Consider the following 16,589-nt stretch of genomic DNA (forward strand, 5'->3'; position numbering starts at 1 on the left):
ATTTTTTTGAGGAACAACTACTTTTTTTTATTTTATAAAGATAAAGAATGTTTGATTATTTCACATTCCTCTGTCAAATCTAAATACAGAAAACAATACACATAGTGATATGGTCTTAATTTAAGATTAAGTTACAAGAGAAGATTAGTATAATTATTGAAAACTGATATAAGCCCTCCAAACAATGCGTGACAGGTAATAAAGGCAAGTAAAGAGAGCATTATTCCAAGCAGAAAGGTGTTGAATGATACGGAGCAATTTAAATTTGTGGTCATTGTTTTTCCTCAATAGGATATGTCTTTGGCAATGGTTTTGTAAGTTGCATCTCCTTCATTCACTAGATTGGTAATTAAAATCATTATATCGGGATAGTTGAGGTGTGGTTCTATACTCAATTGGCTCGTTACCGTTCCGAGTGCAAGTGATAAGATTAAAGCGTTTATCGATATTAAAATATTTATCATTGTATTTAAGGGATACTGGTTTTTAGACAATAATCTAAATAGTGTTTCTAAACCTCCTTCAGACCTTGGTGCACTTTTGCAAGTTTTTTTTAGGTGTTTTAATCTTCCATTAAATAGTTGTCTTCTGTCTTATCTTTTGATTTATTATTCATAATAGCAAAGTATTAAGTAAACCTGATTTAGAGGTGCCGCTTTTTTACAACTTTCCCAATATGGAAACCTTGAACAATAATTCAAAATAATACAATGACATAGGTTGTATAGCGTATTATCTCTCCTAAAAGTTCTTTACTTAATCTTAATGCAAGGGCTATAGAAATACCCCCTTGTAATCCTCCCCAAGTTAAAATAATTACTGTTTTAATGGACTCTTCTTCTTCTTCTTCTTCTTCTTCGTGCTTTAACAATGAATGGGGATATGTCTTATTTTATGATGTTTAAATTTTTTAAGCATTGCCTCGTGTGTCAGTTGCGTTAAGTGTTGCAACGTCTTTGGTGATTATATTCGAAATAAGGACTTTTTTTCATTGTTATTTGATTTATAATGATATTTAGAGGGATGTCTATTATTGCCTAAAAATGATCACAAAAGTCAGTCCTTAAAAAAATCCAAGAGAATAAATTAGTGCTAAAAAATGGATGAAATTTTTAAGTAATTGAAGCGCAGTCGAAGCAAGTCCAGTGAAGTTTATCCCGAGCTACATGCATTCGTGGTTCGAACAAAGTCTTTAACAATGCACATTTCAACCTCACCATTAAAATTAAAACGACCTGAAAAAGTATTGTAAGCCGCAAGACCTTCAAATGTATAATCTGGATGAATAAAAATATATAGATTTTGGGGTGCATCTCCAAACATTAAAGGGATTGGTGCCTCTAATTCTAATGGGGAGCTACTAAAATACTAGTTCCCAAAAATATAGGGATTGTACCCAATCGCCTGAATGCCTAAGCATACCATTAAAACGAGTAATGTTTTTTTCATAAGGCATGATTTTGTTCATTTAAAGGCACATAAATTTTAATAGAGTGACTGTGGGAAAAAAACCAAGAAATTGACCTGCCATATTATTTGAAATCCTGTAACTATCTGTTAACTTTACCGTCTTACAATATATCCTATGAGTACCAAGCAAAAAGCGTATGATATTGCCTATTTACGAATGGCTCGCGAATGGAGTAAACTTTCGTATTGTGATCGCAGGCAAGTGGGGGCGCTTATCGTAAAAGATAAAATGATTATAAGCGATGGCTATAATGGTACACCCTCTGGTTTTGAAAACATTTGTGAGGATACTGAAGGAGACACTAAATGGTATGTCCTCCACGCAGAGGCAAATGCTATTTTAAAAGTAGCGGCAAGTACGCAGTCCTGCAAAGGAGCAACTCTCTACATAACCATGTCGCCCTGCAAGGATTGCAGTAAGCTCATACATCAATCTGGTATAAAAAGATTGGTCTATCTGCACGGATATAAAGACGATAGCGGAATACGGTTTTTAGATAAAGCTGGCGTTAGCATCATACAGATTAATGATATAGATTCTTAAAAACACATTAAATTAGCTTATGAGTTTTGATAAAAAATACATTCCTTTAATTATTGGTGTTGCTGTAGCAGCGGGGGTTTTTTTAGGGTCAAAACTAAACTTCCAGGATGCCACGGATCAACTCTTTGCTACAAATTCTAAAAAAGACAAGCTTAACCGCCTCATAGATTTTATAGACTATGAATATGTAGATAGCGTAAATACAGATAGTATTGTTGATGTTACTGTTAATGGGATTCTAGAAAATCTAGATCCTCACTCAGTGTATATTCCTGTTGATGAATATGAAACCAATGCAGATGATATGCGAGGTAATTTCACTGGGATTGGGATTAGTTTTTATGTACATCAAGATAGTATAGCGGTGATAAGGACTATTGAAGGAAGCCCTGCGGAGCGTTCAGGAATACAATCTGGTGATCGAATTATAGCGGCAGACGGGAATGTGCTTTCTGGTAATTTATTGGATCGCGATTCTATTTCAAATTACTTAAAGGGAGGTAAAAATAGTACGGTAGTGCTAACTATTAAAAAGCGCGGTACAGGCGAGATTAAAGATGTTAAAGTAAAAAGAAAAGAAATACCGCTAGTAAGTGTTAATGCAGCGTATGCATTAGACGACAATTTAGGATACATAAAACTCAATCGATTTTCTGAAACGACTTACAAAGAATTTAAAAAAGAACTCACAAAATTACAGAACCAAGGAATAACAAAACTAGTACTTGATCTTAGAGACAATCCAGGAGGGTATATAAACCCCGCAGAAGCAATCGTCGATGAGTTTTTAGAAGACGATACATTAATGCTTATTACAAAAAATAAGAATGGCGATTCTCAAGAGTCTTTCGCTACTAGCAAAGGAAGTTTTGAAGAAGGTACCTTGTATGTGCTCATCAATGAAAACTCTGCTTCAGCGAGCGAAATTGTTGCAGGTGCATTACAAGATAATGATAAAGGAATGATCGTGGGGAGGCGCTCTTTTGGGAAAGGCTTAGTGCAACGCGAAATGGCCTTGGGTGACGGTAGTGCTGTACGGCTAACCATTGCAAGATATTACACACCTACAGGACGGTCTATCCAAAAACCCTACGGCGACAATTTAGAGGATTATTATAACGAGTACGAACGTCGTTACAAAAATGGAGAACTGCAAAGTCGCGATAGTATAACGGTAGATGATTCTTTGCAATTTGTCACTCCCAAAGGGAAAATTGTATACGGTGGTGGTGGAATTATCCCCGATATTTTTGTTCCAAAGGATACGAGTATGCAAAACGAAACGATCGAGTATGTTTCAAGAAATGGTTTTATGAGCTACTTTGCATTTGAATATTTGGATACGCATCGCGAAGAATTTAAAGATATTACTGAAGCCCAATTTGTGCACGGATATGTAATTGACGATTCTTTAATAACCCAATTTTCTGAATATGCGAGACTCAATACAGATCGCGCATTCTTTAAAGATTACAGAGATGCTTTGAAAACTGCGATCAAAGCAAATCTAGCACAACAGCTCTACGGAAATTTAGCCTACGAAATGATCCTTAATCAAGATGATCCAATGCTAAAGAAAATATTAGAATTAGAGGGAAGAACAAGGTTAAAGCCAATAGAGGACTAAGGTATTTGTCTTTTGAATTAGCTAAGAAACGTTAGATCATTCTTTTATTATTCGTTTAACCAATGTTTGTTGGTTAGCCTCTATACTAACAAAGTAAATGCCTGAAGGATAGGAAGAAAGATCTACTTCTTTAGTAACAAGGTTAACAACGGGCCTTGTCTTTTCTCCTAGTGCATTATACACAAAAATAGCCTCTAGCGTTTCAATTTCTGTATCAATAAAAAAGACATCTTTTGTTGGATTTGGATGTATTGAAATAGTGTCTAAAGTAAAATCACTTCCCCTTAAAATAGGAGCGTCGTTATACACTGCAATGTTTCCTTGTGCATCTGTAATAGTAAGAATGATAAGGCTAAAGTTTGGAGGAAAATCCACAAAAGTAATGTTGTAATCAAAAACGACAGTAGTTCCATCTCCTACTAAAAGGTCAAAATACAAATCTGCAAATTCACAGAAAGCTTCACAGCCAGGAAGCGTGATAGCCGCATTTGTAAACGTAAATTGGTTACTGGTGCCACTATAGGTTATATCAGCAAAAAAGCTATCACTCTCAGGATCCAATACCGCAAATGCATTAGTGTCTTCAAACACAATATTAGGATCTACAATTCCTGTTTGGTTGATAATTGGCGAAGTATAGGTCTCGCCGTCAAGTTCTATATATGCTATATGCCAATCAGTCTGTTGAAGAATATCTTGCTGCCCTAAACTAACAAAAGTTGAACATATTATAAGAATAGTACAAAGATTTTTCATAGCTAAATTATTTGATTGACAGCAAATTACAAAATTATTATCAAAATTCAGATATAGAAATGGCGTTTAAAAAGTCAACAATAAGTTTTGAACTTATTTAGCTTTCTCTGAAATTTTCTTTGAAACTAATAAGGTAGCCAATAAAACTAATACGCAAGCCGATGCCAATACACAAATAGCAGCAACGGTACTTTCTCCTTCAAAAGGTGCAGTAACATCAATATGAGTACTATTAAAGACCATAAGAACTGCTGAAGCTAGCATTAAAAGATAAATAAGGATTTTCATAACTGTTTTTTTAAGTATTTAATTAAATCAACAACATTCGATTGATAATATCCATTGATAAAACAAATTTAGAGTGTTGCATCATATTTTCATCTTAAATTTAATAAAAAATTTACAAAATAGTATCGATATATTAGTTAAAAAGCTCTTGAATATTTGAGGTAAATAGTTTTACTGCAATGGCCAATAAAATTACACCAAAGATTTTTTCGATAATAGCGATTCCATTTTTGCCCAAAATGCGTTGCAATTTCCCAGAGGTTCTTAAAACAATAAATACAACTACCACGTTAATGATGATGGCAACAATTATATTTTCTAAGGAAAACTCGGCTCTTAAGGATAGTAATGAAGTTAAACTCCCAGGTCCAGCAACAATCGGGAATGCAATGGGAAAAACAGTTGCCATTTCTAGATTTTCTTCATTTTGTTTAAATAATTTAATTCCTAAAATCATTTCAAGGGCAATGAAAAAAAGAATAAAAGCACCCGCAACCGCAAATTCGTAAACATTAATACCAATTAGACTTAAAATTTTTTCTCCTATAAATAAGAAAACAATAAGCACGATCGCGGCTATAATAGAAGCACGGCCACTTTTTATAGTCCCCGACTTTTCTTTGAGTGATATAATAATTGGGATGCTGCCAACAATATCGATCACGGCAAAAAGTACCATGGTGGCTGTGGCTATTTCTTTAAAATTGAAATTCATGTATAACCGTCAACACGGGTTTTTAAATTTTTTTGCAAAAGTAATCTTTTTAAAATGTTTAGCAGTTTAAAAGCATAGTAGTTTATTGGGAGCTTTCTTTTAGTTTTTGGCGTCGCAATGTGCTGCATTTTTCTCCGCGTTCCTTTTGATTTTAAAGTTTTAAGTCCGAATTCATTTTTGCTTGAGGTTTAACAGAATATCAATTGCAAAGGTTGCTGAGTTATTTTTCACTAAAAGATTGAATGAAATTGAAATAATATTTGCAAAATCGTATCGAAGTGTATCTTTGTTCCATGTTTCAATTAGGAAAAACCATCGTTTCTGAAGATTTAATCGAAAAAGAATTTGTCTGTAATCTAGGCGCATGCAAAGGTGCCTGTTGTGTAGAAGGTTCTGCAGGTGCTCCGGTTACAAAGGAAGAAGTCAACATTTTAAAGGAAATTTATCCCAAAGTAAAACCCTTTTTACGACCAGAAGGGATTGCTGCTATCGAAGCGCAAGGCACGCATGTTGTTTCAGATTTAAACGAACTCGAAACGCCATTAGTCAATGGAAATGAATGCGCCTATGTGACTTTTACAGACCATGGAATCGCAAGCTGCGGAATTGAGGATGCGTACAACGCTGGAGAGGTGCCTTTTCAAAAGCCCATTTCTTGCCATTTATATCCAGTTCGTGTGCAAGATTACAGTGAGTTTTCAGCAGTAAATTATCATAAATGGCCTATTTGTAATGATGCTTGTACCCTGGGAAAAGAGTTGCAAGTTCCCGTATATAAATTTGTAAAAGAAGCACTTATCAGGAAATTTGGTAAAAATTGGTATGCAGAGTTGGAAAAAGTTGCAGAGAAATATTAACTTTTTTGTTGTTGGGTTCTTATTATTAAAACCAATCCAGCAATTACAGGTAGTCCAATTAAAACATGCCAGATGCAATCAAATCATTTTCAGAAAGGATAATTGATTGATGATTAATGCTTAAAAAAATATAGCCTAATAATAGGAATGTTTTAAGATTTCATTTTTGGTATTGCTCAAATATCCTTGTTTTGCTTTTTGGATTGCTAAAGATTATGGATTTCCTTTTTTTAGGGGTTTGTAAAAGGAATCTGTGATTTCTTTTGGGTATACATCTAGCACGTTCTAAAGACTGCTTACCGTACCTAGAACTCTGGCTGGCTCTTGGTAGATGGGGTTTTTCCCTATTCCGAAAAAGATAGGTGGTCAAACTACTGTTTATATTTGATAGTTTGTCATCAATAGCGTTTTTCCTTAAAAGGACAAAAGCGTGTTGATAGACATCTATCAATATCTCTTTTTGTGAAAAATATTTCCTTCCAAAACTCAAGTATTCCTCCCTGTGGGCATTGTATCATATTTTTATTGCTGGTTCATCGTTCTTCACAAGAGCCGGTATCTTGTGCTGCTGAATCAATAAAATAGCTCGTAAATCGAATATTTACCACAATAAAAACCAATCACTTTCCTTGAGAGATACTCGGAAATGTTCTTCGTGTTTAAGGATCTAATAATTTATAATTAGTAAACTCTTCATCAAAAAAAATCTGGTCTTTACTAACTAGTAATAGTTGGTAAAGACCAGATGCAATCTTCTGTTTTAAGCTTCACAACTCGCGCAATCTTTCTTTTGTTTAAATTTTTGCGCTGCGTTCATACTGTGCTGATAATACAACGATTTTAATCCTAGTTTCCAGGCAGTAACGTGTATTTTGTTTATTTCTTTAGTTGGTGTGTCAGGATGTACAATGATGTTAACAGACTGTCCTTGGTCTATATGATTTTGACGGTTTGCAGCTTGGTATATAATATCCATTTGGTCTATTTCAGAATAGGTTTTAAAGACGTCTTTTTCATTATCTGTCAAGAAGTCAAGATGCTGTACAGAGCCATCTCTATCTCGAATATCTAGCCATACATCTCTCGTGTCCATTCCTTTTTCTTGTAGGAGTTCTACTAAAAATGGATTTTTTATTGTCGTTTTGATTTTTGCAATATCCTTTACATAGATATTAGACCAGATAGGTTCAATCCCTTGAGATACTTGCCCTAAAATAAATGCAGAAGATGTTGTAGGAGCAACCGCATTTAACGTGGCATTTCTTCTACCATATCCTTTTAATACTTCCGGCTCACCAAATACATCTGCTAGCTCTTCCGATGCCTTATAAGAGCGCTCTTTGATCTCTCTAAAGATTTCACTGTTTAGATCAAAAGCTTCTTTACTATTAAAGGCATGTTTTTTTGATTGCAGTAAGGAGTGCCATCCGAGTACTCCAAGTCCTAATGCCCTATTTTCTTTCGCAAAATTATAGGCACGCTCCATGAATAAAAACGTTTGGCGGTCTTCTCTATTTTCTGAATTCTTATACGATTCCAGTTTTTCTAAAAACTCAGTAATTACAGCGTCTAAGAAATAGACCATTGTTTCTACTGCATCTGTATCTTTCCACTTATCATAGTGTAATACGTTTATGCTTGAAAGCACACACACAAAGGACCAATCGTGATTAGACGGAAGCATAATCTCTGTGCACAAGTTACTTGCGTAAATAGGATGATTCTTATCTTGGTATACTTCTGGAGCCTTGTTATTTGCATTGTCGGTAAAGAAAATATATGGATAGCCCATTTCCCCGCGACTTTGTAATACTTTTGCCCAGATTGTTCTTTTTTGTTGGTCTCCCGCAATCATGTCTTCCATCCAAGCATCAGTCACCGTTACGCCGTGCGTAAGTTCTTGAATTGGGTTTCCTTCACTTCCTATTTCTAGGAATTCCAGAATATCTGCGTGGTCTATAGGCAAGTATGGTGAAAAACGACCACGACGCACAGATCCTTGACTTACAACATCTACCATAGACTCAAACAAGCGCATAATATGTACTGCACCAGAAGCTTCCCCATTATTTTTTATGGCTGCACCACGGGGGCGTATTTTTCCAAAATAACCAGAAGTACCTCCCCCTAATTTAGACATCATTCCCACTTCAGACTGCGTGTATAAAATGTTTCCTATATCATCATCTATATGAGATCCAAAACAGCTAATAGGCAGTCCTCTTTTTTTGCCAAAGTTAGACCAAACAGGAGATGCTAGTGAGTAATATCCTTCAGACATATAGCCATAAAACTTGTCTGCATACCCTGGCATTCCTAATATTTCCTCTGCTCGTACTGCAACTTCTCTAATGCGTTGCTCAGGACTTACACCTTCTGTAAGATAACCAGCTTCTAGAAAGTTACGGCTATTTTCATTAAGCCATAAAAAACTTTCACTGTTAGTTTCTCCTTTAGCAAGTGTTTTTTTTCTTGCAACAAGTAATTCATCATTCATGTTTGTAGCCTTTTGAGCTGACTGTGCGGTGTTTTTTTCTTGTTGGGTCATATTAAAAAAGGTCGTCGCTAGTTATACTTTGGGTTCTTTTACTATAGTTTACAGATCTTTTCACGAAAAAATCACCGTGTTTTGTTCCTATGATCTCATCATCAAACCATTCAGTTTCGCGAACGAGTTTTTCATCTACTTCAAATACTTTTTCAACCCCTATACTTTCTAGTGATTTGTTAAAACGATTTTTAAGAAATTCGTTAATCACGTTTTTAGGTAAAAAGTCTAGTTCTCCTTCTTCAAAGATCCAATCGACTAAAGCAACTTCAGATTTAAATGCCTCCTTACATAGACGCTGAATGTTTTTGTGGTATTCTGGTGTAAACCACTCTGGATGCTCGTCCTTTAGTATGAGTATAAGGTCGATCCCAAAATCACCGTGAATCTGTTCTTCTTTCGAGGTCGCTTCTACCACATTAGAAATACCTTTCAGCATATTTTTATGCTTATTAAAAGCCATAATAATCAAGAATTGCGAGAATAATGATACGTGCTCAATAAATAAAGAGAACAATAAAACTGCTTCTGCATATTCTTTGTTATCATCGCTTCTAGAGTTGCGAAGTGCGGACTCTAGATATTGTACGCGCTTCATGATGACAGGTTTCTTTTTAAGCGCCTTAAATTCTTTGTTCAGTCCTAAAATCTCTAGAAGGTGTGAGTAGGCATCTGCGTGCCGAACTTCACTTTCTGCAAAGGTAGATCCCACTGCGCCTATTTCTGGTTTTGGCATTCTGTGGTATAAATCACCCCAAAAAGATTTTACTGCTACTTCAATTTGAGAAATGGCGAGCATCGTATTTTTTATAGCACCACGCTCCGTTGTATTTAGTCTCGTTTTAAAATCTTGAATATCACTGGTAAAATTAAACTCTGTATGAATCCAATATGAATGACGTATAGCAGGAACGTATTCATATAATTGTGGATACTCGTAAGGTTTTAGACTTATACGTCTCTCAAAAATATCTGTTTGTCGCTCTTGTGCTCTTTTGTTACGATACAAGATGTATGCTTTTGCAACTTCGGGGAATCCACATTCCATTAATTTTGTTTCAACAATATCTTGCACTTGTTCTATCGTCGGGATATAACTTTCGTCATTATTTTTACGTTCCAGTAATACTTGGTAGACTGATATTGCAACATTCTGAGCATCTTCTTCAGATCCAGTATTAATTGGTTGCATCGCTTTTAGAACAGCGGCTGTTATTTTATCTAAATGAAAAGATTTTGTGGTATAATCTCTTTTTTTAATGTGGGTGATTTCCATAAGTTTCAAGTGGTGGTTTGTTCAATAAAATTAAGTAAATATCTTATTAATTACGGAACAAAATGAAGATAATTAAATTGTGTTCTCAACACGGTTATTAACAAAACCTTAAATAATCAATAAGGACAGTAGTTCACGTCAAAATGTAAAATATCAACACCCATTTGTTAAGAAGTATTGTTTTGTTTTCCAATAACTATAAATATGATTTGTATGAAAATTGATTTATTTTTTAATAATAAAAGCAAGATATTTTCAAAATGTCTTAGGAATACTGTGAGAAAAATAGGAGGTTATCTACAAGAAAAACATACTTAATCTACTGAAAAACAATAAACTATAAAAATTTAAATCATTAATTGTTCTAATGAGAACCCTTGGAGTGCTTCTAGTTGTATAAAGAAAGGGTATCATTTTTTTTATGCACTAGGTCTTGACAATTTTAGAGATCCATCGTAGTTGAAGTGCTCTGCCTAAATACTATCATTATTAAACTATAAGGAGTTTTATAACAGTTTAATAGCTTCTAAAATAGTGATTAGAACATAAAATGCTGTCATAAAATTATTGTTTACAGGGTTAAAATATGTGTAGCGGTAGGTATTAGAAATAGAAGTTTAATCCTGCTTTTTTTTGTGCTTTATTAGACCAATATTTTGAGTAAAAAATACAATAAAGAGCAGTTTAGTTGAGAAATGAAGATATGTTTAATGGTTTTATAAAATGGTAAAAACTCCCTTTCGTTCATTATTTCGACGGCTTCTACTTGGCGGTTATTCATTTTTTTTAGCGCTACTATCATTTTTTAGGGTAGAATTGTTTTCAATAAAACATACTAGTTTAGTCCTAATAGGTTTAAAAAAATGGGGTTTGTAAATTGGGGATCTGTGGATATTTTTAATAAACTAGTTTAAAATATCGGTCCCTAATAATCTGTTTTCCTTATTCGTAAACCATGCTCGCTTTTTAGGCATTTTAATTCCACCTATAATCGCAGTCTCAGATAGTATTATATATTCTCCATCATTGTTAGTTTCATCATGATAAAACTGATAGATTTCCATAGCATATGTTTTCGGGTCAAAGTAAAAATACCAGACGTCGCTCCCTACTGTTTTATCATAGCTTGCCTTGAGAACCAGATATTCTTTTCCTTTAAAGGTTTTTCTTTCTATAACTTCGGTAATGATCGTCCCATTATCCATTAATTTCATAGGAAGACCGTAAAGATAAGTGTAGTAGTTTTTATAGCGTTGTGCCGTCTCGCAAGGCGTTCTTTTTCCTTCTGCGGCTTCTTCTTTAATAGAAGTAGTACAAATACCTTTGTCTATTGTGTATGTGGTTATGACGGCATCTCTTTTTGCTGTTACGCTGAAATATTCTTGCGGCAAGTTAATGGCAATATCACTGACCCTTGGGCTGCCTTTAGGAGTGCTCATTGTTATTTGAAGCGCTCCATTAAAAGTAGGCCATTGATTAGATGGATCGTGAAATTTTATTGCTTGTTCTAATAACTGAGTGCCTGTTAACTCTTGAGCAGAAACGGTGTTAGAAAAGGGTATGCACAGCGCAAAATAAATAACGAAGGGAGCCTGTAGTGTGCTATTTCTCATAATTAAACTAGGGTTTGATTGAATTTATGATAGGGTCAAGTACTTAGTATATAAAGCCTTTCTTCTTTCCTCTTTAGTGCAGTGGTTTTACTTCATGCCTTTAGAAAGGTAAAAAGGTAAGCAAATACCCCAGACTAGCGCCAATAATAACGACCCAAATAACCGAAACTTTTTTCACCCAAAAGATTAAAATAGCGGCAATAATAGTGATTATAACAGATCGCCAATCGCTCAATGTGGCAATGCTCATGGTGATCAATACTGCTGCCATTACGGCAACCGCCGCCACGTTCACGGAGTCTAGAAAATAGCCTAAAACGCGTGATTTTCGCATTTTAGGGATAAATGGGGTTAAGATAAGTACAAACAGGAACGAAGGTAAAAAGATACCGGCTGTGGCGGCAATCGAGCCCCATAATCCTCCTAGCTGAAAACCAATAAATGTTGCTGTGGACAAAACAGGTCCAGGTGTAAACTGCCCAATACCTATGGCGTCAAGAAGCGCTGCATTGGTTAATAAGCCGGTGGCAACTAGCTCTGCATCTAAATAGGCGAAGAGTACATAGCCGCTTCCGTAGAGAATACTTCCTACCTTTAAGAAAGTTAAAAATATCTTTAAAGTGCCAATGGAAGAGAATGTTTCTGACGTAATAAAGGGGAGGAGAAATGGAAAACAACTTGAAAGGGTATTATTTTGGGATTTACTTTTTAGAAAAAAATAACTTCCGCCAACAATGCCGCCAATTAGCAGCGCCAAAACTTCGTGAATGCCTACTAGGCTTGCAATTAGAACAAATGCTCCAATAAGGGTTAACTCCCAATTCTTTAACGCTTTTTTACCAAGTTTAAAAATAGCAGAAGCTATAATTGCTAATACTGCCGGTTGTATTCCTTTTATAAAAGGGGCTACTTCTGGGAGCGTGCCGTATGTAACGTATAGATAGGCCAAGATTCCAGTAATAAATACGGCTGGAAATATAAATGAAATACCGGCAACAAAGAGTCCTTTTTTACCTGCACGCTCGTGACCACAATGCATAGTCATCTCAGTGCTATTAGGTCCAGGAATTAAGTTTGTCGCACCTATTAGATCAAGATAATGGTCTCGAGTCATCCATTTGCGCTTCGTGACCACCTCGTCTTCCATCATCGCAATATGGGCGGCGGGACCACCAAAAGCAAAACAACCTAGTTTGAAAAAAACAAGGCCAACTTCTTTTAATTTGCTATTGCTTGCCATCTCTTAAAAATATAATAAACCCCATAAGAACTTCTGTAAATATGGAGTTTATAAAACATTGAAATACTATTTACTCACTCTTATAGCTATTATAATATTCTTCAATTAAATTCATAATCCCCGCTAATAAATCTTTAGTTTCTAATAACAAACTAAAGTGTAAAGTAGTGTTTTTAGGGCTCGCATCATCTTCAATACGTGTTCTTGTAATTTGGCTTGCGATTTTTAAGGCCAAATCATCTTGAGCTTTTTGTTTTCTATTAATAATGTCTCCTAATTTTTCAAACTCACGATTGTTAAAAATAGTCTCAATTTCATTTAATAAACCTTCAAATGATTTATTGATATCTTGTAAATCCTTAATCTGATTATATTTAAGCGCCTTATGATTGTTATTTACGTGTTTGTAACTAGATTTAGTTAAGAAATCGAGAGATTGTCCAACATCTTGCAAGTACCCTAAAATAATAATGTAGAAATTAGAACCCCGCACACTAGTTTCATCAAGATTTTTAATAAAATAGAAGATGTCATCTCTAAGTTCATCTACTTCTGTATTTAGTTTTTCTACTCCACGTCTACTCTTCTTAACTTTATTTAAATCCTCTTTTGCTAAACCAGATAACATAGTGGAGTAAATTTTATTAGTTCTTGAAACTACGTTAGATATGTGATTAGCACTTTCTTGAATAATCCCTTGTACCGTTTTGCTTTCTGTCTTCTTTAAGCCAGCACCACTTGAACCGTCATTTTCGTTATTTTTGTTTTTATGACTGATATAATTTCTTACTAAGATTAACACCGTCAACAATAATAACACAGCGATCATCACAGTCCCACCAAGATGAATTAAATAAGCAATAATTCCTGCTGCAACAAATGCGCTAAAGGCAGTAAAGAACCAACCACCAATTACATTTAAAACACCTGCTACTCTATAAACAGCACTGTCTCTGCCCCAGGCTCTATCTGCAAGAGAGGTACCCATAGCTACCATAAATGTTACATATGTTGTAGATAAGGGAAGCTTCATTGAAGTTGCAATAGATATTAAGATGCTTGCAACCATAAGATTAACGGCAGCACGCACTGTATCAAAAGCGGGTAGGCCATCTTTTTTATCAATGACTTTTATAAATTTTGGTTTTTTAAATCGTTGATCTACTATCTTTTTTAAAGAAGCGGGTAGTAAAGCTTCGTTATATTTTGAGATGGTAGTAGCAATTCTTACTAAACCTCTAGAAAGAAAATTAGGTTCGAAGCGTTCTTTTACTGAATCTTGACTAGAAAGATCTATGGATGTTTTTAATACAGCACGTGCCTTTTTTGAAAACCATAAGGTCAATATCATAATAAGTCCAGCTATAAATAATAATACAGAAGGAGTTGGTACTTTTTTAGACATAACTTCCATACTAAACTCAGTAGCCGCGATACCTGAAACAGACCAAGCTTCGTAAGATTGCCAAGCAGCAATAGGAACCCCAATAAAATTTACCAAATCGTTACCAGCAAATGCCATAGCAATGGCAAAGGTTCCTATTATTATGATAAACTTGTAAACGTCCATTTTAAATACACCACTAATAAGTGCGCATAATCCTGTCCAAAAAACAAATGAAATAGCGACGATAACAGCGGTATTTGTAAATACAAATTCTTTAATATCTTCAGAAATAAATCCTGCTCCTTTTAATCCTTTTATAAAAATAAAGTATGTGATTGCGGTTGCAGCAATACCCCCAAATAAGGCAGCAACCCATTTTGCTTTTTTCTCAAAATTAAAGGTTAATAATAGCCTAGATGCCCATTGAACAAAAGCGCCCACTGAGAAGGCCACGACGACAGATAGTAGTATTCCTAAAATAATTTCGGTGGCTTTAGCAGTATTTATATAGTTTCCGAGGTCTGAATATTCTCCAGTGGTATTGCTGATTTTTATCAATGAAATTACTACTGCAGCGCCTAGTAACTCAAATACAATAGAGACCGTAGTTGAAGTGGGCATTCCCAAGGTGTTAAAGAAATCTAATAGCAGAATGTCTGTTATCATCACTGCCATAAAAATGATCATGATCCTCATCAAAATAGAACTCACTAGGCATAAAAATACCTTTACGGGCAACTTCCATCATACCGCTTGAAGTAAGTGCTCCAAAAGCAATACCCAAACTAGCAACAATCATAATGGTTTTAAAAGAAACTGCTTTAGAGCCAATTGCGGAGTTTAAAAAATTTACCGCATCGTTGCTAACGCCCACTACTAAATCTGCAATAGCTAATGCAGCTAATGCAACAATCATTAAAATGTAAATATTATCCATAGTATCTAAGTTACACTGCGACAAATGTCTTAATTAATTCTATCTTGATTGTTATCTAATTGTTATTTCTCAAAACTTTAAAAATGCAGGTCAAAACCCGTTCGAAAGGCAATTCCGTCTTCATTTCCGCCTTCAGTTGAGTAACTTAAATCGGTTTGTATTTTTAGTTTGTGTCCAACGATATATCTCGAAAATCCCAAGGTGTATTGATTTTTATCACTTAATCCTGTAATATCCTTAAAGCTTAAGGTCGTGAAACGTGCAGTAATTTCATAATTGCTTTTTAGCAAATAGCTCAATTGTGTGTTGATCGCATTACCAACGTTTACGATGTCTCCTGTTGAGGTGCCGTCTAGTTCTCTAGCAATAGCGCTTCCCGCCTTACGAGCTGCGTATTCTCCCATAAAAGCGAAGCCTTTATATTTGAACATTGTATCTATAAAAAAGGTAGTAATATCTGTTTCATAAAGCGAACCATCATCGAGGAGCATGTATCTTCCTAAATTACTTCGAGTTTTTACAGCGTCTTGATTATAGTCATATGTAAAACCAACCATTAACTTAGGGGTCTGCTCTCTTTTTAAATCTCCTTGAGAATAATCTCCTTTAGAAATAAAAGAGCCTAGTGGTAAAAATTCTACCCGACCAGTATATTGCAATCCACCTTCATTCCCCTGTGTTACATTTCTACCTTCCCCTTGAGAAATGGCAATTGTTTCTTTCATTATAAAACTTCCTCTTAATCTAGTTTTATGACGAAGTTGAATACCCACATCTCGGTCTATATTAAAACGACTGTTAAGTAACGACCGATCTATTAACTGAAGGTTTCCAGAGGAAACTACGCGCTCTACATTGCCTGGGAGTTTTGTTTGTCCTGCCCAAAGCTCAAAATTTTCGTAAAAATTCCATTTAATAACAGCATCTAGAATGATGCGTGGCGTATTTCTATTAAAATCACTTGCGCCAGAGACATCTCTATTAGAAAGCCCTAGTTCTACTTTGTATTTTAATTTAGGTGAATATGCAAACCCGTCAAACTTTAAACGTGCACGTCGTATGAGAAAATCGTGTTCAGCTTTTCCATAATTTGTTCCGTCGTGATCCCAAGTTGTATTAAATCTAGCTTGAATTCTTGGTGCAAATTTCATGCTCCAAGAGCTGTCTTTTGCCACGATATTAAGCATTCCTTTCCCAAATTTTCCACTGGTGACTTCTTGAGAATTTGCATCTAAGAAAAATACTAATGCAGTAAACAGCATTGTAAGTGATTTTTTCATTGGTTGTATGCTAGATTGTTGTTCGCTGCAAATGAAGTTTAAATATATTAA

Annotated in this window: 14 protein-coding genes and 1 pseudogene; 3 read left to right on the forward strand and 12 right to left on the reverse strand. The window is 35.0% G+C overall.

Features of this window, described 5'->3' with window-relative positions:
* Positions 1–284: 284 nt before the first annotated feature.
* From ABXT67_RS06500 to ABXT67_RS06510, 3 genes are all read right to left on the reverse strand, one after another.
* Positions 285–464, reverse strand: a complete 180-nt coding sequence (locus ABXT67_RS06500) for a hypothetical protein (RefSeq protein ID WP_415376462.1) — start codon at positions 462–464, stop codon at positions 285–287.
* A 233-nt stretch (positions 465–697) separates the two neighbouring features.
* Positions 698–871 (reverse strand): hypothetical protein, encoded by a 174-nt coding sequence (locus ABXT67_RS06505; protein WP_415376463.1) that lies wholly within the window; start codon positions 869–871, stop codon positions 698–700.
* 281 nt (positions 872–1,152) lie between these two features.
* Positions 1,153–1,323 carry a hypothetical protein gene (locus tag ABXT67_RS06510; RefSeq protein ID WP_415376464.1) on the reverse strand — a complete coding sequence of 57 codons (171 nt, stop codon included), beginning with the start codon at positions 1,321–1,323 and terminating at the stop codon, positions 1,153–1,155.
* 262 nt (positions 1,324–1,585) lie between these two features.
* On the opposite strand from ABXT67_RS06510, the gene ABXT67_RS06515 reads away from it, so the two are divergent.
* Positions 1,586–2,014, forward strand: a complete 429-nt coding sequence (locus ABXT67_RS06515; RefSeq protein ID WP_415376465.1) for a deoxycytidylate deaminase — start codon at positions 1,586–1,588, stop codon at positions 2,012–2,014.
* A gap of 19 nt (positions 2,015–2,033) precedes the next feature.
* Entirely contained in the window at positions 2,034–3,641 is a 1,608-nt protein-coding gene (locus tag ABXT67_RS06520) for a S41 family peptidase (RefSeq protein WP_415376466.1), read from the forward strand.
* A 36-nt stretch (positions 3,642–3,677) separates the two neighbouring features.
* Here the strand turns inward: ABXT67_RS06520 and ABXT67_RS06525 are convergent, their stop codons facing one another.
* The 3 genes from ABXT67_RS06525 to ABXT67_RS06535 form a co-directional block, all read right to left on the reverse strand.
* Complete coding sequence (locus ABXT67_RS06525) at positions 3,678–4,397, reverse strand: T9SS type A sorting domain-containing protein (protein WP_415376467.1); 720 nt, start codon at positions 4,395–4,397, stop codon at positions 3,678–3,680.
* 93 nt (positions 4,398–4,490) lie between these two features.
* The gene (locus ABXT67_RS06530; RefSeq protein WP_415376468.1) at positions 4,491–4,685 is read right to left on the reverse strand and encodes a hypothetical protein; all 195 of its coding nucleotides are present in this window, start codon (positions 4,683–4,685) and stop codon (positions 4,491–4,493) included.
* Positions 4,686–4,818: 133 nt separating this feature from the next.
* Positions 4,819–5,400 carry a MarC family protein gene (locus ABXT67_RS06535; protein ID WP_415376469.1) on the reverse strand — a complete coding sequence of 194 codons (582 nt, stop codon included), beginning with the start codon at positions 5,398–5,400 and terminating at the stop codon, positions 4,819–4,821.
* A 293-nt stretch (positions 5,401–5,693) separates the two neighbouring features.
* On the opposite strand from ABXT67_RS06535, the gene ABXT67_RS06540 reads away from it, so the two are divergent.
* On the forward strand, positions 5,694–6,257 hold the full coding sequence (locus tag ABXT67_RS06540) for a DUF3109 family protein (protein ID WP_415376948.1): 564 nt from the start codon (positions 5,694–5,696) through the stop codon (positions 6,255–6,257).
* Positions 6,258–7,017: 760 nt separating this feature from the next.
* Here ABXT67_RS06540 and ABXT67_RS06545 read toward each other — a convergent pair.
* From ABXT67_RS06545 to ABXT67_RS06570, 6 genes and pseudogenes are all read right to left on the reverse strand, one after another.
* Positions 7,018–8,754 carry a ribonucleoside-diphosphate reductase subunit alpha gene (locus ABXT67_RS06545; protein ID WP_415376949.1) on the reverse strand — a complete coding sequence of 579 codons (1,737 nt, stop codon included), beginning with the start codon at positions 8,752–8,754 and terminating at the stop codon, positions 7,018–7,020.
* 52 nt (positions 8,755–8,806) lie between these two features.
* Positions 8,807–10,081, reverse strand: coding sequence for a ribonucleotide-diphosphate reductase subunit beta (locus tag ABXT67_RS06550; protein WP_415376470.1), 1,275 nt, complete (start codon positions 10,079–10,081; stop codon positions 8,807–8,809).
* 905 nt (positions 10,082–10,986) lie between these two features.
* On the reverse strand, positions 10,987–11,694 hold the full coding sequence (locus tag ABXT67_RS06555; protein WP_415376471.1) for a DUF6503 family protein: 708 nt from the start codon (positions 11,692–11,694) through the stop codon (positions 10,987–10,989).
* A gap of 100 nt (positions 11,695–11,794) precedes the next feature.
* Positions 11,795–12,934 carry a chromate efflux transporter gene (gene chrA, locus ABXT67_RS06560; protein WP_415376472.1) on the reverse strand — a complete coding sequence of 380 codons (1,140 nt, stop codon included), beginning with the start codon at positions 12,932–12,934 and terminating at the stop codon, positions 11,795–11,797.
* Positions 12,935–13,004: 70 nt separating this feature from the next.
* A pseudogene (locus ABXT67_RS06565) lies at positions 13,005–15,258 on the reverse strand (inorganic phosphate transporter).
* Between the two features lie 77 nt (positions 15,259–15,335).
* Positions 15,336–16,538 carry a porin gene (locus ABXT67_RS06570; protein WP_415376473.1) on the reverse strand — a complete coding sequence of 401 codons (1,203 nt, stop codon included), beginning with the start codon at positions 16,536–16,538 and terminating at the stop codon, positions 15,336–15,338.
* Positions 16,539–16,589: the final 51 nt, after the last annotated feature.

This window comes from Patiriisocius sp. Uisw_017, assembly GCF_047731265.1.
GTDB lineage: Bacteria > Bacteroidota > Bacteroidia > Flavobacteriales > Flavobacteriaceae > Patiriisocius.